Here is a 25,201-nt window from a genome sequence, read left to right as displayed (position 1 = left end):
AGGGATGTAAACAAAAATATAAAAACAAAGCATTCACCGTGAACATAAAATAATAGAAAACATATAAATAACCTCTCCATGCAAAAGTGCGGTCACTTTATTTTCTTTGCCGTTACTTATCATTCAATGCTTTAATAAAAAATCACAGGTAAAAATCAGCCAACATTCAACATCCAGGTAATTAAGATGAAGAAAAGGAAATTTCTCAGCCAGGTTGAAATTGAGCAGCTTATCTCAGCCGTTCATGAAGGTAAAAACAGTATTCGGGACCGCTGCTTGTTATTGATGTGTTTTATTCATGGTTTACGGGTCAGTGAACTGCGTTCATTACGCTTACAAGATATTGATATGACCACCAATCGGGTACATATATTCCGATTGAAAAATGGCTTCTCAGTCCAACACCCCATACAACCCAGGGAACGTGATGCCCTGTTGAAGTGGCTTGGCCAACGTTCCGGTTACCTTGAAGCGGACAGCCAGTGGCTGTTTTTATCACGCCACGGCGGGCAAATTTCACGGCAACAGCTGTATCGATTGATGAGGATGTACGGCGAGATGGCCGGCATCAGCGTTCAGGTTCATCCCCACATGTTGCGCCACTCCTGCGGTTATGCCCTGGCCGACAGAGGTGTCGATACCCGGTTGATTCAGGATTACCTGGGGCATAAAAACATCCAGAATACGGTCATTTATACCGCTACCAACGTGGAGCGCTTCCGCATCATCAATATATAACGCCAGTATAGTCGTCCAGGGGCTCACTATTTCTGAAGACGCATTAAGCGTCTTCAGGCGTACCCTGTTTCGTGGGTTATTCCCGACACCGAGAGTGCTTTAGCTACTCCCCGGAAAATTTCCGGGTAATCCTGGTGTGCAGAGAAAACAATTCGCTATCGTTTGTCACTTGAAGTTTACGCATCGCACTGCATTTATGCGCACTGATCGTTTTGATGCTGCGACACTGCAGATCGGCTATTTGCCGCAGGCTCATACCGTTAAACAAAGAAGCCATAACATCACTTTCGCAACGAGTCAGCTCGTGCATGACGGAAGTCTCACGGCAGGCAGAACGAGCCAAACAGGCACCAATCTGCGGACTCAGTACCCGCTCACCGTTCAGAACCCGGTTGAAGAATTCAGCCACCAGTGGCAATGCGTCATCTCGAGCGACGATGCTGATATTAGGCTGACTCAATAACGGGCCCAACTCTTCGGCACTTTGGCTACGGGTGTAAACCACCACTCTGAGTGCCGGCAATTGCATGCACAGATTAAGCAGAATCTCCCGCCCCTGTACGGTAGTCTCATCCACACCGGCTAACTCCGCAATCAGGACGTTAGCCTGCTGATAGACCACACTATCTGCGGCGTCCCTCATACTGGTTTCCTGCACCACAATCTTTCCCGATCTCGAGAGAGAACCAATAAAACTGGCCAGCCCATCAAGCATTAAGGGACAACGATCCATTAATGCGATGTGTAGAGGTTGATGACGCGAAGAATACATATTCTGCTCCTGTCTTATCTCTCCTGCCGCGTTAATGCGCTATCCGGCGCCGTTAACGGACAAAGGACGGGCCATTCATGGCCATCCATTTTCCCTGAAGATATAACTCACCATCATTGTGAAAACCCAGCTTCAGCATGGCATTGCGTTTATGTGTACTGACGGTGCGGATATCCCGACGCATCGTCAAGGCCACGCTGGACACGCTCTTACCGGAGAACAACTCTGCCAAGACATCCAGTTCACGGATGGTCAGAGGGCGCCCTGGAGTGGCTTCATGCAACTGACGCTGGCGGATCCGGTGGCTAAAGCTGCATTTTCCTGCCAATACCTGCTGTACACAGTGCGTCAGGGCGATAGCGGGCTCTTGTTTTAGCATCAATCCGTGAATACCGGAGGCAATTAACTGCCTCAATATTCTGGACTCATCCAACGCCGTGCAAACCAGCAATGCGGTTTGGGGAGAGGCCGCTTGTACCTCAGCAATCAGGCGTAAGCCATCCAGCACCGACTCTGACTTGCCACACAGCTCCATAATTAATAAACGGGGCCTGTGTTTGAGCAATACGGACGGCAGATCGGCAAGACACCTGACGTGCAGGATCCTATCTTGGCGATAACCACATGATTCAATTAATTTATTACGTATTCCAAGCGCGGTGACCGGGCAAGGTTCCATAATGACTGCATGACCATTCTTTTTATCGTATGCATCATTTGAAGCTAGCGAAATACTGGGTTGATAATAGGTATTCATATCACCGCCTCCGATTTGTTATTACGGTTACTTGTCCGGTCAGTGTCACCAAATTTAGCGTTTTGGGTCGCGATAAAACTTCAGCGTAAATGGCCGTTTGCTCAGAAATCCGATGCCGTAAGTTCGCCGGATAAATATCTATTCATAAATAAAAGAAATTTGCAGTACACCGTCTATGCTGCCGGGCGTTGCACCGCCATAAGTGCTGTATGCTCGGGCACGGAGATCAAATTTGGCCTCATGCGTGAATTGATTGACCAATTGAACCATGCTCTTATTATTGCCCAGATTTACACCTCTCTGATTTTGCAACTCAATCTGCACTCGGCTCGAGGTCCCGTTGTTCTTATATAAAGTACCGCTCTCCTCTGCCGCCGAGCCGGTAAAGGTCGCAGTCGCCGAAGTTGTGGTGGCCGGACAATTTTTCAGCGTTATGGGAAACTCTATCCATTCGCTGGCAGAGCCGGAGCTAGCCAAAGTGGCGGCGGAAATAGTGTCACCGAGGTTAACCTGGATATTACTGTTTGCCCCATCTACAACGCAGGGAGCCGCCTTAATATTACCGGTTATTTGGAGTTTCGCCGCCACCGCTACCGCCGGAATTCCCCCCTGGAAAATACCGACAAGAATCATTATCCGGCTTATTCCGCTAAAGCCATTAAACATAGCAATTTCCTTTTCTTTAAGAATCAAATGACCCGCTACCCATAAAATTCCAGTTATTCCATTTCTGCCTGGATGGTCGCAGTGGCGGTGAATACACCAGCCGCAGGCACCTGCCCGGTGGTGTTTATCGGATACACGCTGAACCTGGTGCTACCACTCTGGCTGGGATAGAGAAAATCAACCGGCAAACGACCGCTCTGTGGCGAAATGGGGCCGCCAAATCGGTCCTCGATCATCACCCCAATGTTACTGTTGCTGGTTCTCAGCGCTGCGGGCATATTGCTATCAACCTCTCCTCTGAATGACAGGCTGACTTTGACTCCAGAGGAAATATTGCGGCAGGCCAGGGTCAACTCTTTCTGGTGCGGGGTAAAACCCGGCGGCATCATCCCTTTAGTCCGAAAGCTGGTAGACAGGATATCGCCAAAATCCACCACTACCGTCTGTGGGCTAATCTCGCAGTTTTGCGGTACCGTCACCACCCCGCTCATTGATACGGTAGATACCGGAATCACGCTGCTCACCCCATTGGATACCGAAACATAGGTTTCAACCAGTTGGGTGCTGGGAATGATGGTCTGACCGACAAACGGACGCCGAAAGTACAAATGAATTCGCCCTCTGGCACCGCTGGAATAGTGCGCACTGGCGCAACTCTCATCCTGGCCCATTTCGTTTTTTAAATTTGATACATTGCTGAAGGGGGTAGGAATGTACTCATTCCTAAAACCGGCTACATAGACTTCGCTGGCAACAGCCAGATACTCGTTCAACGCGTAATAAGATAAACGTCCGTCGCTATGAGTCTGCGTTGGCAGGCTGGACTTGGCGGTGATATAGGAAGCAGTACGGCTTTTACATTCGCACTGCACATCATAAGTCCCGCTCAGGTTCCAGTTATTGCCCGCGGCGTTTTCAATCACCAGGCCGGCAACGTTCTGCGCCGGATTAGTCAGCGTAGGTGTAAACGTAAACGAAAAAGGATGAGGCCCCCCCGACGGTTTACATTGCCCCAAAGCGGCCAGAGCCGGCTGAGCGCTGAGCATAGAGGCAAATAGAACACTATATACAAGCGTTATTCGTTGAGTTGATTTTACTGTTGTCATCACACGCACCTTATAAACACAGACCCTTGACCAAGCGAATCCCACCGCTTTCAGGCTGGTTAGCCAATTGATAGCTGACCTGACACTGTTGCGCAGCGCCATTTCCCCACTTGACCTGCAGCCGACCGCTTTCAGCCAACCCAGCCAGGTAAACTTGTCCGCCGTCACCGACAATACTGGCATTGCCCTTCGGATCATTAAGAGCGCTGACGGTCGCGCCGAACGGGACCGGGCTTCCGGCCCTGGTTAACAACGTCATCAGTACGCGCAAACCGACATTGGGACTAAAACTGGCGCGCACTACGGCACCGCGAGTCGGGATCACCGTTTGACTGCTGAGGGTCATATCCACATCGTCGGCAAAAGAATCACCGTCCAATCCAACGATATTGCGGCGGTACGGTGTCAGATAGGGCACTACCGCATAACCGCGCCAATCGGTATTCACACCGGTCTGATTCAGCACGTTGACACCCGCGGCACCCGGAGCCTGTACCAGGGCTACCGTGTCGCCCAATGGCTGCGACAGCGTGATGCCGTTTTGATGCACCAAAACACCGCCCTGGATCCCGTAGTTCACCTGCTGACGATGGCGATCGTAGCCATAGCCCAGGTTCAGCTCAGCCAAGGAGCCTTTATAGTCGGCTTGAATGCTGCCATTGGCGCCTCCCCCTTTTCCGGTATATCCCTGGCTGAGGCTGTAGTTCAGGTTATTGCCTTCCAGTGCGCTGCCACTCAACCCAAGGTTATGGCTGGTGGGGCCATTGCGGCTGCTGTTCATGTTGTAGGTGGCGTAACTGCCCGGCAGCCATTTATTCAACGGGACGCTGACGTTAAAGGCCAGGATGTGATCGCGCACGTTGGTACGCTGGCCGTTACTGTCAAAACCGTTCTGGCTGAAGGTGTAATTGAAACCGTAGCTAACGCTTTGCCAGTTGTTGTTGTAGCCGACGCTGGCCGATTGCGAACGGCGGCTATCATTCCAGTAATCCTCGTTGAACAGGCTGAGTGACAGCGTTCCGCCCCCTTCCCACAGGTTCTGGCTCAATATCAATTCGGCGCGGCTTTTCTTGTGGTCGTTATATTTGGCACTGTTACCGCCATAACTTTCCAACGCCTCTTGCAGGGTATAGAAGCCGCGAGTGGAATAGCGATAACTGGCCAGGCTGAAGTTGGTGCCGGTTTCGATAACGTTTTTACCGTAGCGTAAACGCCATGATTGCCCCTGGTCCTTGGGCTGGGTTTCTTGTTTGGTCCAGGCTTGGGTAACGTCGGCGGACAAGGCCCCGACAGTTCCCAGGTTTTGCCCCCAACCCAAAGCCAAGGCTTGATACTTGCTCGCGGCCTGTATGCCGCCGTATAAAGTCGCCCCCCAAGGCAGCCCATAAATGCCGGTAGCCTGACTGAAAGGCCGTTCATCGACCTCACTGCCGTAAGAACGATATGTCCCACTGGTGAGGCTGTATTTGAACCGCCCCTCACGCTGCAGTACCGGCACTACGGCATAAGGCACCACAAAGTTTTGCTCCTGGCCATTGGCTTCCCGCACGCTCACATTCAGATCGCCACTACCGCCAGTGGGGTAAAGATCGGTAATCTCGAACGCACCGGGCGCCACATAGCTTTGGTAGATCACATAACCATTCTGTCGAATCACAATCTGGGCATTGCTGCGCGCAATCCCACGTACTATCGGTGAATAACCTTTCATGCTATCCGGCAGAATTTCATCTTCCGAGGCCAACTGACCGCCACGAAACTGCACGCTGTCGAAAACATCACTAGAAGTGGTGCTATCACCCAAGGTCAAACGGCTTTGCAAGGCAATGATATCGCGCTGCAAATAGGTATTGATCGAACGCCATGAAGAAGCGCCACCGTTATGCTGGTTCCACACCGAATAGTTGCGCAGCCGCCAGGCACCCCAGTTAATTCCTGAGCGCAGGTTGAGATAATAGTTGTCATTGCCCTGCCCTTTGCTTTCACTCACCTGGCTGTTGGCACCCGAGAAGCTATAGTTGACCAACAGAGCCGGTACGCCGGCATCCCACTTGTCAGGGGATACGTAATCTCGCGCGTTCAAATTCAAAGCAGCCTGGGGAATGCTCAAATTCAGCCGCAACTGGTTGAACAAAAAAGTGGCCTTTGCCTGTGGAATGGCCTGCTCCAGGTTGATGCAATCATCCGAGCCGGCGATCGCGGGAAGTGAATTCAACCTGACACCTAACTCGGTCAGTTTTTCAGCGCTAAGGCAGGGCTGCAGCGTTTTTTTCCCTGCCGCATCCTGTTGGAGCCTGAACTCGACATCCAGGGAATCCACCTGCTGGCCATTAAGATAAAGATCGACCCGGTAACTTCCCGGTGCCTGGGTGCTATTTTCCTCGAAAACTGAAAGATCCGCTCCGCGCAGCGCCGGGTTATCTATTTCCAGCAACGCAGGGTTAAAGTAATCACGCGCTTGCGCCACGCTCGGTGAATTCAGCAGTATCGCCTGGCAGGAAAACAGACATGCCAAGATCGATTTGGATCTTCGCAAACCAATACAATTCGGGTTATTCATCGTTTTAACTCCCTGTCCCGATCCTTCCGGCCGCCGCTAAAATCAGGCAAGCCGTATCCTTCCCCCATTTTCTGTCTGGGGATAAAAGCGTTGTAAAATAATCCGTTATAACGTACTGGCGAACGTCTTTCCGGTACCCCCGTAGTCATTGATTATTTGCCAACTGAGGTTTCCACCTGCACTCCCCCCCGCAGACAGCGGGAAACTGGCGGTGGCCTGCGGCGCAACCATAGTGCTGCCGGCAACAGCGCTGCCGTTGAGCTTTAAATTGAAAAAGGTGAGGTAATAAGGAGACGGGTTGGTCACCCGTAAAGCGTTGCCGCTGCGCTGCCACGTCAGCTTGCCGACCGCCTCTTCCAGATTGCCGGACAGGCCTTGCGGGCGATAAATCAGCTTGATGCGAGTCTTGATCGCAATTTGCAACGTGTTGTCTTTCTTCTCTACCGACGGAATGGCTTTTACGTTCAGCCAATACAGCGACTCTCTGTCTGACGGCAGATTGCCGCCCGCGCGCACTACCCGCAAAAGGTTATTTTGCCCGCCATCCAGCCGGAAAAGTGGTGGCGTAATGATAAAAGGCGCTTTGGCACTGTCGCCCTCTTGCGCGTCAACCCACGATTGGATCAGGTAAGGCTCGGCGTCCGGATTGCTGATATTCAATGCAGACTCTTTTTTGGCGCCGTCATAAATCAGACGGGTCCCGCCCACCACCACCCCAGCCTGGGCCGGCACCCAAAACATCATCAGCAACGCTGCAACCAACGTGAAATATCCTGCTTTCATTCTCTTTCCGTCCTGGTCATCCATGATTAAAGAGCCAGGGATAGTTTCCCCTGGCCCATTTAACTAACTGCCGAAAGTCAGCTAAACCCTTATTGGTAGACGACGGTAAAGTTTGCCGTCGCGTTGGCGCTACCAGTACCAACAGCTGCATAGGCGTAATAACGGGCCATAAAGTCCAGCGTGTTATCCCCAGTGGAAACCAGAGTGTAAATGCGTGAATCTACGCCCAGATTAATCACGTTGTTCTGATCATCCAGCAGTTGTACCCCCACACCGGTCGCCGCATCAGTAGCCGCCGTCAGCTCCAGTAAACCGGCCTGGCCCACGACTTTGGTACCGTCAAAACGCACCGTGGCGCCAGAAACTGTTTTCGGGCAATCTTTCAGTACCAGGCTGAACTGTTTGGCCCCTGCGGTCTTGCCCAAGGTGAATGCGTCTTTGGAAACCTTACCCAAGACAACTTCCTTGTTTTTAGATGTGGTATCTACGGTACAGGACTGATCGGTAATCGAGCCCTTGAAGTTGACTACGCCATCGGCAGCGAATGCCGAAGTGGCAAATACGGACGCGCTAACAACGGCTAAAGCCAGCAGATTCTTTTTCATCCTAATTTCCTTTTAATAATGCAAAAAATGCATTGGTTTATTTCCGACATAACCTTATGTCACTCCTTTTATTTAGTTCACAAACCGAGATGTATTCTCCGACAGGGGTGATTCATTGCCGCGAGCCTATTCATCCAAACGGTTCATTTTGAACTAAAGTGACTCCTTTGGTTTTTTATGCTGATTATTTAATTTATTTTAGTTTTTTATGAAACAATTAGAGGGCCATGTAAGGGTAAATGGTTGAAAAAATCAGAACCTTGAATGGATTACTTAGTGAGGTTGGAAATTAAGCAGGATTATACTTAGATCATGGCTGGCGATAACTTAAATGAATGCCGCTCATCCTTTTGTTTTTAAATAAAAAAATTGAATATTTAGGAAAGTGCTGATGCGAGTGTTGACATTGGTTTTACACGTCCTTACAGTATGTTTCAGTTTAGTTCAAAGTGACTCCTTAAATATATTAACTTAAATCCTGCTTACCAAATTTCCTTGAATCTTTGCGCGTTGCTGGCGGTATAAATGACTGTATTCTGGATATTCTTATGCCCCAGGTAGTCCTGAATTAACCGGGTATCGATCCCACGATCGGCCAACGCAAATCCACAGCCGTGACGCAGCATATGAGGGTGAGCGTTTACTTCCAATTTAGCCGCTCTGCTGTAATGCCGAATCAGAGAATAAATTCGTTGACGTGACAGGCGTCCTCCCCGGTTGGAAAGGAATAACCATTCTCCATCGGCCCCACGGTGCTCTTTGCGTTTTTCCAGCCAGCGCCGCAGGCATTGCCTTTCACGCAGGTATAATGGGTGCACGGTGGAAAAACCATTCTTCAACCGATGGACATAGATATTACCGCCCTCCAGATCGATATCCGAGAGTCGCCAGCCGCCAATTTCACTGGCGCGACAACCATGTATAAAACACATATATATCAGGCAGTAATCACGTTCTGGATTCTTCCCCTGCAGCGTAACCTCAAGCAACCTTTCAACTTCGGAAGGCATTAGATGTTTACGATTGGACATGGTACCTCTATTACTTTGATCAGAAAAATGTGGCTGTCATTTTCCTTTTACATCACCACAATGGATACGCGGAGCGTACTCCGGTTTACGGATAGGTTCCTGCATCCTGCGCGGAGTATAGCGGATTTGATCTGACTGAACAGCTCTGGTTGAAGTTGAAAAGTACCGACATGATTTATGCTAAAAATGAAGCGCATGCTGAGCATGCAATCCTGAGTAAGGTTAATGATTTCAACATGTACAACCTCTATTTCATTAAAAAAAACCTACTTAGAACGCCAAGGAAAGAGATTGTCATCACAAGAACCGGCCAGTCGTCGCTATAAATAAAGAATATTCCTAACAATGTTTCACGGCTATTCCAAGCCCTTTTTTATATGTAACAAAAGGAACTAAGAATACTCACACAGTGCATATTGATAATTTCATCGTCTTATTTATCGATATCGAGGAATGATAATCGGGGGCGGAGGAGAGTGGCCCATGGACGGGCCACATAAATGCGTGCAGGCAACAACGCTGCGCTTGAAAGACGACGGATAGACAGTTATTGCGCAGACATATAATGACAGAGCTCTGATAATGTCAGATCCGGTTGGTCAATAAACATTTCCGCACTGAGTGATATCCCGAACTCTCGCTTGGCCAGCAGCATCAACTCCACATAATCCAGGCTATCCAAGCCTAACTGCCGCAAAGGTATATCTGCCGACAGGGATGCCCGATCCAACTCCCTGGCCTCGTATAGCAGAGTGCAAATAGCTTCATACAAGATTGGGTACTTTTCCATCATCACTCCTGCTGGTTATTAATATCGGCCTTGCCAAACACCAATGCCGCATTAGCGCCCCCAAAACCAAAGCTGAGGTTCATGACGTGCCTCAAATCCCCGCAGCGATGCCCTTCGCTAACATAGTCAAGATCGCAGGCCGGATCGGCCTCGTTCAAATGGCAAGTGCCCGGGATGACCTGTTGCTGAAGAGCCTGCAAACAGAGGATGGATTCATAGCTGCCGGAGGCGGCGATCAGATGGCCGGTATAAGATTTGGTACTGGAAAGTGGAGTTCGGTATGCATCCGCTCCCAGCGCCAGTTTGATGGCTTCGGTTTCATTGAGATCGTTGAGCGGCGTTGAAGTGCCATGCGCGTTGATATAGTCGATTTCGTGGCTGCCAAGACCCGCCTGCGCAAGAGCCCGTTGCATGGTTTTCACTCTGGCCTGCTTGTCATCCGCTGGAGCAGTAAGATCGAAGGCGTCCGAATAATTGCCGTATCCTTTGATTTCTCCCAATATCGTTGCGCCGCGCGCCAGAGCGGCATCGCGTTCTTCCAGGCACAGCACCGCCGCCCCTTCAGCCAACACAAAGCCGTTGCGCGCCCGGCTAAATGGGCAACTGGCTTTGGTGATATCCTGCTGCTCATTGCTCAACACACGCAGTACATCCATATTCCATATAGCGCCATTGTTCCTCAGCGACTCGGCAGCGCCAGCCAACATCATGGTTGCGCGGCCACTGCGGATAATCTCAAACGCTTCGCCAATAGCTATGCTCCCCGTTGCGCAGGCAGCGGCAGGTGAACTCTGATATCCCCTGAGCAACCAACGCTGGCTGCAGATCGCCGTCGCGATATTGGGCATCGCATGAAAACCGCCGAACAATCGGCCCAGGCCTGAATACTGATAATCCACGTTATTCACCAGGATCTCATCCTGCCCGCCCCACCCGCTGCCGATAATGGCACCGCAATCCAGCGAAGGATAAAAATGTGCCGGCCCAGTCGAGGCTGAAGAGAATGCCATGTCTATCGCTTCTGTCGCCGCCGCCAAGGCCAGCCGAGCAAAACGCGGTAATCGACGCAGGGTCGCCCGCGATATGCCTTCAAGCGGCGGCTCTTCATCCATCAACGCAAAAAAACGTGAGCGGATCCCCGCAGCCGATTTGTCGTGATACCGATAGGCTAATCGGCACGCCATAATAGCCTGCCAATTTTGTTGCGCATTGGTGCCTAATGCCGTTACAGCACCGTAGCCGGTTACCACAACCCGCCTCTGCAATCTTCCCTTATCCATGTTTAATTCCTTTCCCTTGATTCCGAGATGCTGCGCCCCCCAGCGCCAACCACAGTTGCATGGTGGCATTCAGATAACGGTACTGCTGCTCCGACAGCGCATTCTCACTGGACAACAGCGCATCCTGAGCATCCAGCAACGTCTGCAATGACACCGCACCGGCCTGATATTGGTTCTGCGCCAAAATAACGCCTTGCCGACTCATCGTCAGATGCTGCTGTTGGTTGTCGATTTGCCGTTGCGCTTCCAAACGCTGCTCCATAGCATTATCCACGTCCGCCAAGGCGCGATAGACGGCATCACGAAACTGGATTTCCGCCTGCTGCGCCTGCAACAGCGCTTTCTCGCTGGATAATTGCATCTTGCGCCATTCAATAAACGGCAGCGTCAGAGACATCCCCAGCGCGCGCGTCGGATCGCTGAACCATTGCCGAAAGACCCGGCTGCCCGCCTCCAGCGCGGCATCCAGGCTCAGTGCCGGGTAAAAATTCAAACGAGCCAACTCGGCTCCCGCCAGAGCAGCTCGCAACCGCCGTTCCGCAGCCTGGACATCAGGCCGCTGCGCAATCACGGCTACCGGCTGGCGTTGAACAATGGCGACACTCTCGATAGCCAGCGATTGACGCTCCCAACGCCGTGCAAACGGCGACTGACCAAACAGCAGCGCCAGGGAATTACGCGCGTTCTCCCGTTGCCGGCGCAGGTCATGCTGCTGGTTTTCCCGTTCAAGCAACTTTTGCTCGGCCTGCAACACTTCAAACTTTCCGACGTCACCAGCGGCATGCCGCGCCTTCACCCGTTGCACGGTGTTTCGGGCGATCGCCACCGCAACCTGCTGCTGCCGATTTTGCTGGTTCAAATTGGCGATTTGCCAATATAAACGAGCAGCGGTGCCAATCAGCACCAGCGCCGTATTTTTCCGGTCCAATTCGGAGGCGTCGGCCAGCCATTCAGCTTGTTCACGGGCCCGCGCCAACTTGCCCCACAGGTCCAATTCATAGCTCAGGGAGAAGGCCGTCTGGTAGACCTCCTGAGGTCGCGTTGCGCTCTGCAGCGTTCTGATATTGCGGCCACTCAGGTTGGCGGCCATATCCGGGGTCAGGTTGCCGCTCACCAGCTCAGCGTCCAAAAGGGCCTCGCGCCATTGCAAGCCGGCCAGTGCCAGATCTTGATTACTTGCCAGCACAGCGCCGATCACAGCCGACAGCAGCGGATCGTTAAAATTGTCCCACCAAGCGCCATCGCTACGTAGCGCCCCGACATCCTCGTCGGCAATGCGCCATTGTGACGGCAGTAATAGCTGCCGCTGCGCTTCCCCGCCGGCAGGGCTCCCCCCGCAACCACCGATCAGCAAAACAAAAAGTAACGTTAAAAATTTTCTCATTCGCGCGCCAATGCCTCTACGGGCTGTAGCCGGGCGGCGGTGCGCGCCGGAAAAAAGCCAAACCCCACGCCGATCAGCGCCGAAAAACCACAGGCCAACAGCAATGGCGGCCAGGTAAATACCATGGTGACCTGCGGCGTCAACCAGGCCAGCGCCAGGCAAACCAGGGCTGAACAGGCAATGCCCATGGCGCCGCCCAAACTGCAGATGACCACCGCCTCTATCAAAAACTGGCGCATAATGTCTCTTTCCCTGGCGCCAACCGCCAAGCGAATGCCTATCTCATGGGTGCGTTCCGTTACCGACACCAGCATGATGTTCATCACCCCCACTCCGCCAACCAACAATGAAATGCCTGCGATGGCTGTAATCAGCCAGCTCATGGAGGCGGAGGCTTTCTGTAGGGCTTGCGTCATCTGGTCATCGGTCACCGTGAAAAAATCCCGCCGACCGTGTTCCAACATCAAGCGCCGCTCCACATCATCTCGAGCCTGGGTCAGCGAAAGCCCTTCTCGCACACGCATCACTATCGATTCCAGCGGCATGTCGCCCGATATGCGACCGGTCAAAGAGGTGTAAGGCAACCAGGCAAGTGGCTGAGCGCCGGCGTATTTAGCTCCCTTGCGTTCCGCCACGCCTATGACCCGATAAGGAACGCCCGCCAGAGGCAGCACTTCTCCGATCGGATCCCGCAACGAGGAGAACAGCACCTGCCTAAGCTGCGTATCGATAATCACCACCGGTTCGCGTTGGTCTAAGTCCTGTTGAGTAAAAGTGCTGCCGGAGATCAAACGAGTGCCCTGCGTCCGAAAATAACCGTTACCGACCCCCATTACGGGAAGTTGCACCTGCTTGCCATCCCGAACGGCCAGCACCTGAGCACTGGCTACCGGGGAAACGCTGTCGATATACGCCAATGCAGAGAGCAGTGCGACATCCTGCAAGCTCAGCGAGCGTTCAAAATCCGGGCGTTTCTTTTCCCATCCCAACCCCGGGCGGATCTCCAGCGAGCTGGTACCAAGCTGACTGATTTCATTCAGGATGTTTTGCCGTGTCCCCTCACCGATGGCGATCGAGGAGACAACCGCAGCGATGCCGATGATGATGCCGAGCATCGACAATAACGCCCGAACCCGGTGCCCAAGCAAAGCGCGCCAGGCCATGCTGACGGCCTCCCTGAAAGCCGGCCAGAGGCGCGCCCGACGAAGCGGGGCGGAAAGCGCTGGAAAATGCCCGTCAGCCGATACCCGACGCGTGTCGTTATGGCGATCGGTAACGATCTCTCCGTCGCCGATCTCAATGATCCGCTCCGCTTGCTCCGCAATACGGCGATCGTGCGTGACGATGACGATGGTATGCCCGGCCGCGTGCAACGCATGCAGAATGCCCATCAACTCCTGGCCGCTGACACTGTCCAACGCGCCGGTAGGCTCATCCGCCAGAATGATTTCCGCACCGTTCATCAGAGCGCGAGCAATACTGACCCGCTGCTGCTGCCCGCCGGACAGCTGGGCCGGGCGGCGGCGCCCATGTTGGGACAATCCCAAACGCGCCAGCAGGCCCTGCGCTCGCAGGCGGCGCTCAGCAGCAGGCATAGCGGTATACAACGCCGGGATCGCCACATTTTCACTGGCCGTCAGGTACGGCATCAGGTGATAGCGTTGAAAAATAAAACCGACATGGCGGCTGCGCAGTTGCGCCAACCGCTCGCCGTCTGCCTGCTGAATCGCCACGTCGTTGATGCGGACTATGCCTTGAGAGGGTTTGTCGAGACAGCCGATGATGTTCATCAGTGTCGATTTTCCGGACCCGGAGGCACCGACAATAGCCACCATTTCACCACGCCGAATGCACAACGAGATGTGTTTCAATATCCTTACCCTGTGCTCGCCGGCGTTGAAGTCTCGGGAAACATTTTCCAAAACGATCACTGGGGTGGCCTTAGCGGTCATGATCTTCCTCTGCGTCATTCTGCGGTGCCATTAGCACCCACTCACCTTCCTCCAGCCCTGCCAGAACTTCGGCGTAACCGCGATCGCTAATGCCTGTCCGCACCTGGCGCGACACAGTCTGTTCCCCCTGGCGCACCCGTACCTGATATAGGCCCACGCCCTGCGGCGCACCGAGCGCAGCCATCGGTACCCGCAGCACGTTCGTCGCCCGGTCGGTAACGATGAACACCTGCGCCGTCATCGAGGTGCGCAAACGGCGCTCGCCGTTAGCGACGGCAAAAACGCCGTTGTAGTACACCGCCGACGACTGCTGGCTCAGATTTCTGCTCATCGGATCGGCCTCCAGTGCCTCGGACGGCGCTTGCTGTATCGTCCCCATCACGCTGTCATAGCGCCATTTGGGATCGGCTGCCGAGTAGAACCACAGCGGTTGCCCCACCCGTACTTTCAGGATGTCGTTTTCCGATATCCGGGTATGCACCATCATGGTATCCACGTTGGCCAGTACCAGCAGGGTCGGCGCACTCTGTGAAGAGACAATGGTTTGCCCTTCCTGAGTAACAATGCCCAACACTTCACCGTCAATGGGGGCAACAATGCGGGTAAAGGCCAGGTTAGCTCTGGCGGTTTCCAACGCCATTTCCGCCTGAACGATTTGCGCCTCATTCACCTTGAGTTGCGCCAATTGGGCATCCCGCTGCGCCCGAGCCTTTTCCAGATCGCTGAGTACGCCGGCACTATCTCGTCGCAGTACCCTCTGGCGTGTGAGTTCCAGTTGGTATTGCGTCAACAACGCCTCATTCATCAGTTTCTGCGCCTGCGCGCTTTGCAACTCAGCCTGTGATTTGCGCAGTTCGTTTTTCTGCAAGGTCGGATCTATTTCAGCCAACAGTTGCCCCTGGCTCACTCGATCGCCCTGTTTGACATACAGCTTTTTCAACTGCCCGTTTACCTGCGCGCCCACATTGACCTGCAGAGCCGGTTTTAGAATGCCTGTGGCTAAAACGTTTTTCTCGATGTCGCCACGGCCGATGCGCACTGCGTTCGACGGCTCCATTGCGCCCGGACGGTTCAGCAGCGCCAAACTTCCGGCGGTCGACAGCACAATGGCAAACAGCCCCATCAGGCTGAAAAACACTTTTTTCCTCATCATGTCACTCAGCCGCCGTAGGGCATCTCACCGCTGCGTGGGGAAAAGCTGCGGTTTCCAAGCGACCTTCCGCCATGTGTAAAACCCGATCAAACAGCGGCAGCAGCCTCTGGTTATGGGTAACGGTAATCAGTGTCTTACGGTGTTCCCGACAGTGAGCCAATAACGTAGCTATCACCTTACCCGCAGTGTCTTCATCCAGATTCGCCGTCGGCTCATCCAGCACCAGTACCGGGCAATCGCTGTACATGGCGCGCGCTAACAACAGGCGCTGACGCTGCCCCAACGACAAGCCGGCGTGACTTTCCCGCACCAGCGCATTCACCCCTCCCGGTAACTTCGCCACCGCGTCGGCCAGACCCAGTCCGCGCAGCGCCTGTTCAACCCTCGCCCGTTGCCCCGGCACCGGCGACGCAAACAACGTAATATTCTGTAATACCGAGGCATTGAACAAAATATCCTCCTGGCTTTGCAGGAAAAACAACCCCTGGGCCGCACCGCCGTCGATCGTTTGGCCGTCCAATTCCAGCACGCCATGTTGAGGCACCAGCAGACAGGCCATGACCTTAAGCAGGGTACTCTTGCCGGCGCCGGAACCGCCGGTAATGGCGATGCACTGCCCCCGTGTCAGGCACAGCGACAGATCCCGCAAAATCGGTTGGCCGGCATCGTAAGCAAACGTCACCGAGCGGTAGCACAAGCGAGCGTTGAAGCCAGACGCCCGGCCGCCGCGCTGCCCGGCAGCAGAAGGCAAAGCGGGGAACAAATCCCGCGCGCGTTCGTCAATCACATGCAGTTGGTTTTTATGCAGGACGGAGAAAAAGATCTTGCTGGTATAAGAAGTGAAAATTTCACGGATGAAACTGTAGGCAAAGAATGCCCCCAGACTGAGCTCGCCGTTCCTCAATAATGGCAACGCCAGCAGCATGAAAAACACCATCTCCAGGCTGGCGATCAACTGGTAAACGCTGCCCTTCACCTGCTCATAGATTTTTTGTTGTTGCAGGCAGTTAAACAACGAGAGAGCGTGGGCAGCGAAGCCTTGCTGCCGTTGGCCGGTAAGGCCGGCAGATTTGATGGTTGAAAACCCCTGGATGGTCTCCAGAATAAAGTCATTTTGCGCAGCGCCTTTCGCCTGCAACTGCTGGGTATAGTAGCGATCCTGATAAATGGCCCATACGCTGACGGCCCCCATCAGGAACATGCCGATCACCGGTACCAGGGCCAGCATCGGGCTCAGATAACACATCGCCACCAAGGCTATCGCACCGATAATCCAGTCGGTGCGCAGGCTGTTATCCAACTCTATTTTTTGCCCGGCGGCCATTTGCCAACTGGTAAAACGGCTGAAGATCTCACCCGGCGCACGTTTATTGAAGAAATTCAGCGAATTATCAAGCAAACGGGAAAAGCCGGCTGCACTGTGCAGCAAAACGAAGTGCTTGATAAAGCGTTCGGTAATCATGCGAACGGCCAGCGCCAGAGCGGTCGAAACGACAAATGCCAACAGGTAATAGAAGTAAGGAAAACCCGCTTCCCCCGCAGTCGAGAATACCTGGTTAATCGCGCTGCCCACCATCACCGGCATAATGAATAACGTCAGCGAGATAAAGAATGTCATGGCTGCCAGGCGATAAATACCGGCAAGGGCGGCGGTATCTTTCATGCTCAGGCTGGCGAACGCGCGCCAACGCCCGTTGCGCTTCTTCCCTGCGGGCATAGGGGATGTAGAGGAACCTTCGCGATCCAACACCAGCGCATAGCCGCTAATTTCTGCTTTCAACGCGCCAAGCGGCAGCAGCTGTTGGCCGAACGCCGGGTTCATTACACAGACGTAGTTCCCTTTACGATAAGCCAACACGACATAATGGCCCGCGCCGTAGTGCAAAATCGCCGGCAAAGGCAGAGCGGCGAGATCTTGATGTTCAAATGCCACCGGATAAGCCGGCAGCGCCAATTCGGACAGTATGGCGCACAAAGTCGCCAGCGAAGTGCCGTGCTGCGACGCCGGATAACGTTCCCGCAGCTCCGTCAAAGACGCCTCGATCCCTTGAGTTTCCGCCAGCATGGCGATACAGGCCAATCCGCATTCATTGATTTCGCTTTGAAAGACCGGCGTTGGAATAATGTGTTCCATGCTTTTTTACATCCCTGACTTATTCATTAATAAAAAACAATGAATGCGAATGCCATAACAGCCAGTCATCCGCATGCCGAACCATTGTCCTTTCCACTATCCCTGGCAGGACATGACCGATATTTTCTGCAGCAACCGGTTCATCGATATGAATGCGGATCCCGCCGTCGTAAGAGAGTGAGTAAAACACCACCTGAGCCTGTAACGCGCGCGACAACCGGGCAATGCCGCTGTGCAAATGCGCCGGGCGATTGAACAAACGGCAGGCCAGCTTGGCCGAGAGATCCTTATTGCTGTTCAGCGTGTAATCCGGTGTGATATCCGGGAACAAAATAATATTGCGGCGATGTTCTGCGGCTTCCAGCATCGCCTGCGCCAACTTGCCGGCAATCCGCCGCTGATCGTCGTGAATGGAACAAAGGTCAACATTCTGTTGCCACTTTGGAGCCTGTCGCAGATACTCCTGCGCCTCGCCCGAGACAATCACCGTGGCCAGCCCCGGATACACCCCAGCCCCCACCAGCGTGGCCAACACGTCGGAAACCGTATGCATCGGCGCCAGGATCACCGGAACTCCAGACCGGTGCAAAGGCTCCACCACCCGGTTAAGCCGGGCGGAACACTGTGCTAGTTGGCCCAAAAGCTCGGCGTTATGTGCATAAACCGCGGCAAAATCCAACAACCGCCGCCGCTGCATCAGCCAGGAAAAATCCAGTTCATCCATACGCCCCAGCAAACTGCGATAATTCGCCATGGCCACCGCGCTCCGGTTGCGCTGCCCAGGCGGCAACAATGCCCGGCAATGCAGCCGATGCCGGAGCCCCAAATAAAGGCGGTAATCCATACGCCGCAGCATGGCGCACACCAGCCGATCCCTGAGGCCGACAAGCTTTGTGGTATAGAGAACCATGCCGTCGAGGCCATTTTTCCATGCCAGATAGGCCCATACGGAAAAGAAGCGCATCAGGGCTCCAGCGGCTTATCATGCTGTAAGAGAGACAGTAACTGCTCGCTGAAGGCTGGGAAGTCGCGGTCCTGCACCGCCAGCCATTTCCTGTTGACGATAAAGCTCGGGGTAGCATTGACCTGGTAATAGCGGCTTACCGACGACATATACGCCAGCAATTCTTTCACCGGTGCAGAAGCACTGGCCCTATCGTATGCCGCTTCATTAATGCCGTTAGCCTTCAGCCAACCGACAAGGTGCTGCCTATCCGCCAAATTAATCTTTTCTTTTATGATTGCCTGATAAGCGGCCGGGCGATGCTGCGCTTCGATCCCCATGACCGTCAGCGTGGCAAACAGTGGCGCAAACGCCGCCATACCGCTGTGATCGTCGTCATTGAGGTGCAGCCGTATCAAACGGGTCCCTGCGGGCAGATTTCTTTCCAACTCGGCGATATTACTTTCATTTATCTCGCAATAATGGCAGGCGTAAGAAAACACTTCGACAATAGCATTAACCTCTGTTAATGGGCTGTCATTCACCTTCTCAGGCGCAATAGCTCTCACGCCCTCACTTTCGGGTTGATTAATAACGTAAACGTGGAAATATACCGAAGTCATAATGGTTGTAATGACAATAATAAAAAATGTATAACTAATGAATAACAACGGGCGTTTATACATGGGGCGCATCCTGCGAACGAACCAATATTCAAACCTGCCAGGTGAACATTTACTATGGAAATTCAATACCCTGAGGAACGGTAATATTATGCTATTGATAAAACGCCAGCAGGACCAAGGCGGGGTGGCACAGAAACCACCCCGCTTGATAACCCTTAACCTAAATGCAGGCGTTCAGCCCATTTGGGTTAATTAGGCACGCTGGTACCACAGCTGGCCGAAGGCGCCGGACGGTAGGTTTTTTTCACTCCGCCAAATTTATCCGCGCAGGTGGTTACCAGGTTGCAGGTCCGGTTATTGCCGTTGCCCACCCACTCGAAATTTTTGGCACAGGAGAAAGTGCCGCCCACGATTTTTTCCGCTTCAGACAGATTGATCTTTTTCATTACAATATCCTTATTTATATTAAAATCAGAAATACACTACGCTATTGTTTTTCACCTCAGGCAAAAAACAATTCTGAAAAACCATTGCAGGGACAATTGACTAACGATGAAACCAAGTCGCAAAAATAATAGCCTTCTCAAACTGGCAGATCAATACAATTATTTACATTCAGCCATAGCGTTACTTTACCCGCTAAGTCTTATTGATAAGATAACTCTATTAAAAAACAAATAAAAAAATAAGAAAATAAGAAAACCCCAGTAATAATGGGAAGGTAACGGAAAGGATAATTCTTAAATGGGGCGCTATTTAAATAAGAAATAATCAGATCTGACCAGTTGGAAAAGCCGGTAAGCCGCGATGAAAAGATTGCTTCCTGACGTGCCGGATTTACACTGATGTATCAACCCGGTCTCTGCGATGACAGGATGCCAATGCTAGCCACACACGAATACGCCAATGACCTGATTCTATTTGCCCTGATTGTTGACTGCGGCTCATTCAGCAAAGCCGCCGAAACAGCCGGCGTGACCAGCTCAGTGGTCAGCAAGCGTATCGGTCGTTTGGAAAAGTCCCTCGGCGCGCGCTTGCTGTACCGCACTACCCGAAGTCTGACGCTCACGGAAAGCGGCCTGGCGCTCTACCAGCAGGCCAAAGACATCGGCATGAAAGTTCAGGATGCGCTATACGCCGTCAGTGAAAAAAGTGAAGAACTGACCGGCACTGTCCGTATGTCGGTGCCAACCATTTCCGGGGAACTGTTGCTCAGCGAAAGCGTGGCGGAGTTCTGCGCGCAACATCCAAACCTGAAGGTAGAAATGCGGCTGGAAAACCGCTTTGTCGATTTGGTCGAGGAAGGCGTAGATCTGGCGATCCGCACCGGTACCCTGCCCGACTCCAGCCTTATCGCACGCCCAATTCTGGACTCCCGCTGGGTGATCGTCTGCTCGCCAGGCTATCTTGAGCGCCATCCTCAGCCCCGGTCGGCCGCTGATCTGCTCGAGCATAATTGCCTGACGTATACCTATCAGGAAAGCGGTACCGATAACTGGCTAATGAAGCAACCGGGCAGCAACGACATTTACGAACTGCAGGTCAACGGCAACCTGTCCGCCAATAACGCCCGCGCGATCCGCAAAGCGGTCATCGGCGGCTATGGCATTGCCATGGTGCCGCGCTGCATGGTGTACGAGGATTTGCAGGACGGTAAACTGGTGGAAATTTTAGCCGGCCATTGTGCAAAAGTATTAGGCGTTTACGCCGTCTATCCCTACACCCGCAATTTGCCGTTAAAAACCCGCCTGCTGATCGAACATATCATTACGTCCTACCAAAATATCAGCCACTTTTTTTGAATCGGCTCACATTATCGCCATTTAACTTTCACCGTCGGCAACAGGGATTAGATCACTTTCAGACATAAACTGTGTCAAATTCATGCCTAATGAATGCAACCGCTCATTCCAATAAAATATAACAAAATGATTTAAAACATATTTAATTAGAGAATTCATTACCCCAGCCCCATTACTTCTTACCCTTGCCAGGCCTGCCCAAAAAACCGGCATAGAATCCCTTCACCTATTGGGCTTAGAATAAACACAGCATAATTATTAACACTTTCGCTACATTTTAGGCCGAGATTACCCACGCACGCCGTAATCGGCGGCCTCCATCGCAGAGAGTAAAAACATGATTATTTCCGCGTCAACCGATTACCGGGCCGCTGCACAGGCCAAGCTCCCCCCTTTTCTGTTCCACTATATTGACGGCGGGGCTTACGCCGAACATACGCTACGGCGTAATACCGAGGATCTGGCTAACATCGCCCTGCGCCAGCGCGTGCTGCGCAATATGTCGGATCTTAGTCTGGAAACCCGCCTGTTCGGCGAAAAACTGGCGATGCCGGTAATACTGGGGCCCGTCGGGTTAACCGGCATGTACGCCCGTCGCGGTGAAGTACAGGCCGCGCGCGCAGCGGCGCAGAAAGGCATTCCTTTTACCCTTTCCACCGTGTCGGTCTGCCCGATCGAAGAAGTGGCGCCGGCTATCGATCGGCCGATGTGGTTCCAGCTGTATGTCCTGAAGGACCGTGGCTTTATGCGTAACGCACTGGAGCGGGCCAAAGCCGCCGGAGTGAAAACGCTGGTGTTCACCGTCGATATGCCGGTGCCAGGCGCGCGCTACCGTGACGCCCATTCCGGTATGAGCGGCCCTAACGCCGCCCTGCGCCGCATGCTGCAGGCATTTACTCATCCGCAATGGGCCTGGGATGTTGGCCTGCGCGGCAAGCCGCACGATCTGGGCAACGTATCAGCCTATCGCGGCCAACCCACCAGCCTGGAGGATTACATTGGCTGGTTGGGGACGAACTTCGATCCTTCCATCTCCTGGAAGGATTTGGAATGGATCCGCGAATTCTGGGAGGGACCGATGATCATCAAAGGCATTCTCGATCCGGAAGACGCCAAAGATGCAGTGCGTTTCGGTGCCGATGGCATTATCGTTTCCAACCACGGCGGCCGCCAGTTGGACGGCGTGCTGTCGACCGCCCGCGCGCTACCGGCGATCGCCGATGCGGTAAAAGGGGAGATTACCCTGCTGGCCGATTCCGGGATCCGCAGCGGTCTGGATGTAGTGCGTATGATCGCGCTGGGCGCCGACAGCGTGCTGCTGGGGCGCGCCTTCGTCTATGCGCTGGCCGCAGCCGGCGGTGCCGGCGTCAGTAATCTGCTGGAACTGATCGACAAGGAGATGCGCGTCGCCATGACGCTCACCGGCGCGAAAACCATTGCGGAGATCGGCGCCGGCTCGCTGGTCGCCGGGCACTGAATCACGGCGGTTGCCTGCGAGACGAACTCAAACGCACCGCCGGGTTATTCCCGCCGCAAAAAGAAATCCTTGATGGTTTGCCGCAGCCATTGATGCGCAGGATCACGGTCCAGACGCGGATGCCAGGCCTGAACGATGAATACCGACTCCAGTGCCAGAGGCAGTTCGATCTCTACCAACGGCAGACTGACGCTGCTCACCCCTTGCAACACATGGCGCGGCAGCGGCAGGATAAAATCGGACTTCATGGTCAGCATCATGGCCGAATGAAATCCGGGCAAGGTCAGTGCAACATTGCGCTGCAGACCGAGATCCCGCAGTGCATCATCGATCGGCCCCTGCGTCCTCCCGCGTCGTGAAACGCTAATGTGAGGATAATGCGTCAGGGTTTCGGGCGTGACCTGATCAATGATCGGATGCCCCCGGCGCACTAGCGCCTGGAAGGTGCTGGCGAACAGGCTCTGAGTCTTGATTTCCGGGTGCCAGTTGCGCGAAGAGCCAATCACCAGATCCACTTTCCCCATACGCAGCGCATCATCATCAGTATCGCTTTCGGCAATAAACTTCAGGCTGCTCAAGGGCGCCATTTCTCGCAGCGTCTCCAACAACCCGCCCGCCAACGCGCCAATAAAAATGTCATTGGCGCGAATGGTAAAAGTCCTTTCCAACCCTTGCGGATCAAATGATTCAGTTGGCGCAATCAACGCCGTGGCCTGCTCAATGATGTCGCTAAGCTGCCGTTTCAGTGCCAGTGCACGCGGCGTTGGCACCAGGTTTTTACCGGCTCTGACCATGATGGGGTCATCAAACTGATGCCGAATCCGCCCCAAAATGCGGCTCATCGCCGGTGCACTCAGGTTCATCTTTTCTGCAGCCCCTCCTACGCTCCCCTCTTCAAGCAGCAGATTAAGCGCATAGATCAGGTTGAAATCAATTTTTTGCGGCATCGCTTTTCCTTTTGCAGCCATATTCTGGATTGCGTTTTATGCAACTATTTAATTACATGATTTCATTTTAAACAATATAAAGAAATCTGGATACTGCCCCCGAACAACAAAGATTGATAATGAAACAGCAGGAGTAGGGAATGGTTGATGCGTCTGTTACGCCGCACCATAAGAATAAATGGCTCACCAGCGCAGGCGAAATTAATGGCCGCACCTGGTTGGGATTATTCGGTGTTTTTTTAGCGGTCATGGCCAGCGGAGTGGGCGAGAATGCCAGCAAATTCGCCCTGGCAGACATTCAAGGCGGCATGCTGCTGAGCCAGGATGCCGGCAGCTGGCTGACCACTTGTTATGTCACCGGCTTTGTGATCGGGTCTGGGTTTACCCCATGCTTCTGGCCGACTTTTTCACTGCGCCGGGTGGCGCTGGTAATGTCCGCCATTTACCTGACCGGCGGGCTGATCACCCCCTGGTTGGCAGGCCATTATCCGGCTCTGCTGGCGGTGCGAAGCCTACAGGGTTTTGCCGGCGGCGCCCTGCCGCCGATGCTGATGACCGTGGTACTACGCTTTATGCCGCCGCTGATCAAAGTGCTGGGATTAGGTGCCTACGGCTGGGTTTCCGCCTGGAGCGCCACCCTCGGTGCCACCGCCGCCGCCTTTGCCTTTCACTGGGGATGGAGTGGATATTTCTACTGGAATCTGCCGCTGATGGCGATCGCCGCCGTTTGCATCGGCTATGGTCTGCCGCAAGACCCGCTGCGGCTGGAACGTTTGCGGCAGTTCAACTGGCGCGGTTTACTGCTCGGCGGCACTGCGCTGGGCATGCTGACCACCGGCATTTCTCAGGGGGAGCGGCTCGACTGGCTCAATTCACCGCTAATCTACAGCTTATTATTGGGCGGTATCGGATTGTTAATGCTCTTTTTGATTAACGAATGGTTTCACCCGCTACCTTTTTTCAATCTTCAGTTATTAAAGAAAAGAAACCTGTCTTTTTCATTAATAACGCTGGGCGGCGTTCTGATTATTATGGTGTCACTGGTAAATATCACTTCGGGTTATTTATCTGCGATTCAAGGGTATCGACAGGAACAAACCTCAGACATGATGCTGTGGGTGGCGCTACCCCAATTAATTACGCTGCCGATTATCGCCGTTATTTGCAATACGCCACGGGTTGATTGCCGCTGGGTACTGGCCATCAGTTTGCTGTTGATGGCCACTGCCTGCCTGTTGGCTTCTCAACTAACGCCAGAATGGAACGGCGACAATTTTCACACCATTGAACTGCTGCAGGCAATTGCCCAACCGATGGCGATTATACCGCTGCTGATGCAGGCAACCGGCGGGCTGTTACCGACCGACGGCCCTTTTGCGGCCGCATGGTTCAACGCGGTGAAAGGATTCTCGGCCACTGCGGCCAGCGGTGCTATCGCTCTGCTCAGCCGGCAGCGCGGAGATTTTCACGCCGACGTTATCACCGACGGTTTTGGTTCAACATACCGTGACGCTTCGGCGGCCGCTGGCGAACAACTGTCGCAGCTCGCCACCAGACAAGGTCACGTCTTAGCCAGCGCCGACCTTTATATGTTGGTGGCTGGTCTGGCGTTATTACTGACGGCACTGATTATTTTTATGCCGACCCGTATTTATCCACCGCGGTCGGTTGCCGCCTAGCAATTTATTACCAGGA

22 protein-coding genes are annotated in these 25,201 nt (G+C 53.4%); 4 read left to right on the top strand and 18 right to left on the bottom strand.

Annotated features, from left to right (window positions below; translation table 11 throughout):
• The first annotated feature begins 186 nt into the window (after window positions 1-186).
• Window positions 187-738: a tyrosine-type DNA invertase gene (locus SPL01S_RS12550; RefSeq protein ID WP_006327634.1), complete on the top strand. Its 552-nt coding sequence runs from the start codon at window positions 187-189 to the stop codon at window positions 736-738.
• 103 nt (window positions 739-841) lie between these two features.
• On the opposite strand, the gene SPL01S_RS12545 is transcribed toward SPL01S_RS12550, so the two are convergent.
• From SPL01S_RS12545 to SPL01S_RS12460, 17 genes are all read right to left on the bottom strand, one after another.
• On the bottom strand, window positions 842-1,510 hold the full coding sequence (locus tag SPL01S_RS12545; protein ID WP_063200216.1) for a helix-turn-helix transcriptional regulator: 669 nt from the start codon (window positions 1,508-1,510) through the stop codon (window positions 842-844).
• Window positions 1,511-1,562: 52 nt separating this feature from the next.
• Window positions 1,563-2,267, bottom strand: a complete 705-nt coding sequence (locus SPL01S_RS12540) for a LuxR C-terminal-related transcriptional regulator (RefSeq protein WP_063200213.1) — start codon at window positions 2,265-2,267, stop codon at window positions 1,563-1,565.
• Window positions 2,268-2,405: 138 nt separating this feature from the next.
• Window positions 2,406-2,933: a fimbrial protein gene (locus tag SPL01S_RS12535; RefSeq protein WP_063200210.1), complete on the bottom strand. Its 528-nt coding sequence runs from the start codon at window positions 2,931-2,933 to the stop codon at window positions 2,406-2,408.
• A 53-nt stretch (window positions 2,934-2,986) separates the two neighbouring features.
• Window positions 2,987-4,039, bottom strand: coding sequence for a fimbrial protein (locus SPL01S_RS12530; RefSeq protein ID WP_220669753.1), 1,053 nt, complete (start codon window positions 4,037-4,039; stop codon window positions 2,987-2,989).
• A 10-nt stretch (window positions 4,040-4,049) separates the two neighbouring features.
• Complete coding sequence (locus SPL01S_RS12525) at window positions 4,050-6,599, bottom strand: fimbria/pilus outer membrane usher protein (protein WP_063200204.1); 2,550 nt, start codon at window positions 6,597-6,599, stop codon at window positions 4,050-4,052.
• Window positions 6,600-6,704: 105 nt separating this feature from the next.
• A complete protein-coding gene (locus SPL01S_RS12520) occupies window positions 6,705-7,382 on the bottom strand; it encodes a fimbrial biogenesis chaperone (protein WP_006327646.1) in 678 nt (225 codons plus the stop codon).
• An 89-nt stretch (window positions 7,383-7,471) separates the two neighbouring features.
• Window positions 7,472-7,987, bottom strand: coding sequence for a fimbrial protein (locus SPL01S_RS12515; protein ID WP_006327647.1), 516 nt, complete (start codon window positions 7,985-7,987; stop codon window positions 7,472-7,474).
• Window positions 7,988-8,469: 482 nt separating this feature from the next.
• Entirely contained in the window at window positions 8,470-9,018 is a 549-nt protein-coding gene (locus tag SPL01S_RS12510; protein ID WP_013814324.1) for a tyrosine-type DNA invertase, read from the bottom strand.
• Window positions 9,019-9,565: 547 nt separating this feature from the next.
• The gene (locus SPL01S_RS12505; RefSeq protein WP_062868403.1) at window positions 9,566-9,808 is read right to left on the bottom strand and encodes an acyl carrier protein; all 243 of its coding nucleotides are present in this window, start codon (window positions 9,806-9,808) and stop codon (window positions 9,566-9,568) included.
• A 2-nt stretch (window positions 9,809-9,810) separates the two neighbouring features.
• Window positions 9,811-11,088 carry a beta-ketoacyl-[acyl-carrier-protein] synthase family protein gene (locus SPL01S_RS12500; RefSeq protein ID WP_063200202.1) on the bottom strand — a complete coding sequence of 426 codons (1,278 nt, stop codon included), beginning with the start codon at window positions 11,086-11,088 and terminating at the stop codon, window positions 9,811-9,813.
• Complete coding sequence (locus tag SPL01S_RS12495; RefSeq protein WP_063200199.1) at window positions 11,081-12,472, bottom strand: efflux transporter outer membrane subunit; 1,392 nt, start codon at window positions 12,470-12,472, stop codon at window positions 11,081-11,083. The genes SPL01S_RS12500 and SPL01S_RS12495 overlap by 8 nt, the downstream gene beginning before the upstream one ends.
• The gene (locus SPL01S_RS12490; RefSeq protein WP_063200196.1) at window positions 12,469-14,424 is read right to left on the bottom strand and encodes an ABC transporter permease; all 1,956 of its coding nucleotides are present in this window, start codon (window positions 14,422-14,424) and stop codon (window positions 12,469-12,471) included. The genes SPL01S_RS12495 and SPL01S_RS12490 overlap by 4 nt, the downstream gene beginning before the upstream one ends.
• Complete coding sequence (locus SPL01S_RS12485; RefSeq protein ID WP_062868409.1) at window positions 14,414-15,577, bottom strand: efflux RND transporter periplasmic adaptor subunit; 1,164 nt, start codon at window positions 15,575-15,577, stop codon at window positions 14,414-14,416. Before SPL01S_RS12485 ends, SPL01S_RS12490 begins: the two co-directional genes overlap by 11 nt.
• Before the next feature lies 1 nt (window position 15,578).
• Window positions 15,579-17,711 carry a peptidase domain-containing ABC transporter gene (locus tag SPL01S_RS12480; protein ID WP_062868411.1) on the bottom strand — a complete coding sequence of 711 codons (2,133 nt, stop codon included), beginning with the start codon at window positions 17,709-17,711 and terminating at the stop codon, window positions 15,579-15,581.
• Between the two features lie 19 nt (window positions 17,712-17,730).
• Window positions 17,731-18,675, bottom strand: coding sequence for a hypothetical protein (locus SPL01S_RS12475; protein ID WP_063200193.1), 945 nt, complete (start codon window positions 18,673-18,675; stop codon window positions 17,731-17,733).
• The gene (locus SPL01S_RS12470) at window positions 18,675-19,340 is read right to left on the bottom strand and encodes a DsbA family protein (protein WP_063200190.1); all 666 of its coding nucleotides are present in this window, start codon (window positions 19,338-19,340) and stop codon (window positions 18,675-18,677) included. Before SPL01S_RS12470 ends, SPL01S_RS12475 begins: the two co-directional genes overlap by 1 nt.
• A gap of 188 nt (window positions 19,341-19,528) precedes the next feature.
• The gene (locus tag SPL01S_RS12460) at window positions 19,529-19,726 is read right to left on the bottom strand and encodes a DUF4762 family protein (protein WP_006327659.1); all 198 of its coding nucleotides are present in this window, start codon (window positions 19,724-19,726) and stop codon (window positions 19,529-19,531) included.
• Between the two features lie 435 nt (window positions 19,727-20,161).
• On the opposite strand from SPL01S_RS12460, the gene SPL01S_RS12455 reads away from it, so the two are divergent.
• Together SPL01S_RS12455 and lldD are read left to right on the top strand one after the other, a co-directional pair.
• Window positions 20,162-21,082, top strand: a complete 921-nt coding sequence (locus SPL01S_RS12455) for a LysR family transcriptional regulator (RefSeq protein WP_063200184.1) — start codon at window positions 20,162-20,164, stop codon at window positions 21,080-21,082.
• A 337-nt stretch (window positions 21,083-21,419) separates the two neighbouring features.
• Window positions 21,420-22,559 carry an FMN-dependent L-lactate dehydrogenase LldD gene (gene lldD, locus SPL01S_RS12450; protein WP_063200180.1) on the top strand — a complete coding sequence of 380 codons (1,140 nt, stop codon included), beginning with the start codon at window positions 21,420-21,422 and terminating at the stop codon, window positions 22,557-22,559.
• 44 nt (window positions 22,560-22,603) lie between these two features.
• Here lldD and SPL01S_RS12445 read toward each other — a convergent pair whose 3' ends face one another.
• Window positions 22,604-23,506 carry a LysR family transcriptional regulator gene (locus SPL01S_RS12445; RefSeq protein ID WP_063200177.1) on the bottom strand — a complete coding sequence of 301 codons (903 nt, stop codon included), beginning with the start codon at window positions 23,504-23,506 and terminating at the stop codon, window positions 22,604-22,606.
• 140 nt (window positions 23,507-23,646) lie between these two features.
• Between SPL01S_RS12445 and SPL01S_RS12440 the strand changes: the two genes are divergently transcribed.
• Window positions 23,647-25,185: an MFS transporter gene (locus SPL01S_RS12440; protein WP_063200174.1), complete on the top strand. Its 1,539-nt coding sequence runs from the start codon at window positions 23,647-23,649 to the stop codon at window positions 25,183-25,185.
• Window positions 25,186-25,201: the final 16 nt, after the last annotated feature.

It is taken from the genome of Serratia plymuthica NBRC 102599 (assembly GCF_001590925.1).
Taxonomy (GTDB): domain Bacteria; phylum Pseudomonadota; class Gammaproteobacteria; order Enterobacterales; family Enterobacteriaceae; genus Serratia; species Serratia plymuthica.
Note: the sequence above shows the minus strand (reverse complement) of the source record. Positions and strands in the feature narration are given on the sequence as shown.

Bases quoted from the DNA above. Each gene is read 5' to 3' on its own strand.
- SPL01S_RS12550 (WP_006327634.1), top strand. From the start codon at position 187: ATGAAGAAAAGGAAATTTCTCAGCCAGGTTGAAATTGAGCAGCTTATC.
- SPL01S_RS12545 (WP_063200216.1), bottom strand. From the start codon at position 1,510: ATGTATTCTTCGCGTCATCAACCTCTACACATCGCATTAATGGATCGT.
- SPL01S_RS12540 (WP_063200213.1), bottom strand. From the start codon at position 2,267: ATGAATACCTATTATCAACCCAGTATTTCGCTAGCTTCAAATGATGCA.
- SPL01S_RS12535 (WP_063200210.1), bottom strand. From the start codon at position 2,933: ATGTTTAATGGCTTTAGCGGAATAAGCCGGATAATGATTCTTGTCGGT.
- SPL01S_RS12530 (WP_220669753.1), bottom strand. From the start codon at position 4,039: ATGACAACAGTAAAATCAACTCAACGAATAACGCTTGTATATAGTGTT.
- SPL01S_RS12525 (WP_063200204.1), bottom strand. From the start codon at position 6,599: ATGAATAACCCGAATTGTATTGGTTTGCGAAGATCCAAATCGATCTTG.
- SPL01S_RS12520 (WP_006327646.1), bottom strand. From the start codon at position 7,382: ATGAAAGCAGGATATTTCACGTTGGTTGCAGCGTTGCTGATGATGTTT.
- SPL01S_RS12515 (WP_006327647.1), bottom strand. From the start codon at position 7,987: ATGAAAAAGAATCTGCTGGCTTTAGCCGTTGTTAGCGCGTCCGTATTT.
- SPL01S_RS12510 (WP_013814324.1), bottom strand. From the start codon at position 9,018: ATGTCCAATCGTAAACATCTAATGCCTTCCGAAGTTGAAAGGTTGCTT.
- SPL01S_RS12505 (WP_062868403.1), bottom strand. From the start codon at position 9,808: ATGGAAAAGTACCCAATCTTGTATGAAGCTATTTGCACTCTGCTATAC.
- SPL01S_RS12500 (WP_063200202.1), bottom strand. From the start codon at position 11,088: ATGGATAAGGGAAGATTGCAGAGGCGGGTTGTGGTAACCGGCTACGGT.
- SPL01S_RS12495 (WP_063200199.1), bottom strand. From the start codon at position 12,472: ATGAGAAAATTTTTAACGTTACTTTTTGTTTTGCTGATCGGTGGTTGC.
- SPL01S_RS12490 (WP_063200196.1), bottom strand. From the start codon at position 14,424: ATGACCGCTAAGGCCACCCCAGTGATCGTTTTGGAAAATGTTTCCCGA.
- SPL01S_RS12485 (WP_062868409.1), bottom strand. From the start codon at position 15,577: ATGATGAGGAAAAAAGTGTTTTTCAGCCTGATGGGGCTGTTTGCCATT.
- SPL01S_RS12480 (WP_062868411.1), bottom strand. From the start codon at position 17,711: ATGGAACACATTATTCCAACGCCGGTCTTTCAAAGCGAAATCAATGAA.
- SPL01S_RS12475 (WP_063200193.1), bottom strand. From the start codon at position 18,675: ATGCGCTTCTTTTCCGTATGGGCCTATCTGGCATGGAAAAATGGCCTC.
- SPL01S_RS12470 (WP_063200190.1), bottom strand. From the start codon at position 19,340: ATGTATAAACGCCCGTTGTTATTCATTAGTTATACATTTTTTATTATT.
- SPL01S_RS12460 (WP_006327659.1), bottom strand. From the start codon at position 19,726: ATGAAAAAGATCAATCTGTCTGAAGCGGAAAAAATCGTGGGCGGCACT.
- SPL01S_RS12455 (WP_063200184.1), top strand. From the start codon at position 20,162: ATGCTAGCCACACACGAATACGCCAATGACCTGATTCTATTTGCCCTG.
- lldD (WP_063200180.1), top strand. From the start codon at position 21,420: ATGATTATTTCCGCGTCAACCGATTACCGGGCCGCTGCACAGGCCAAG.
- SPL01S_RS12445 (WP_063200177.1), bottom strand. From the start codon at position 23,506: ATGCCGCAAAAAATTGATTTCAACCTGATCTATGCGCTTAATCTGCTG.
- SPL01S_RS12440 (WP_063200174.1), top strand. From the start codon at position 23,647: ATGGTTGATGCGTCTGTTACGCCGCACCATAAGAATAAATGGCTCACC.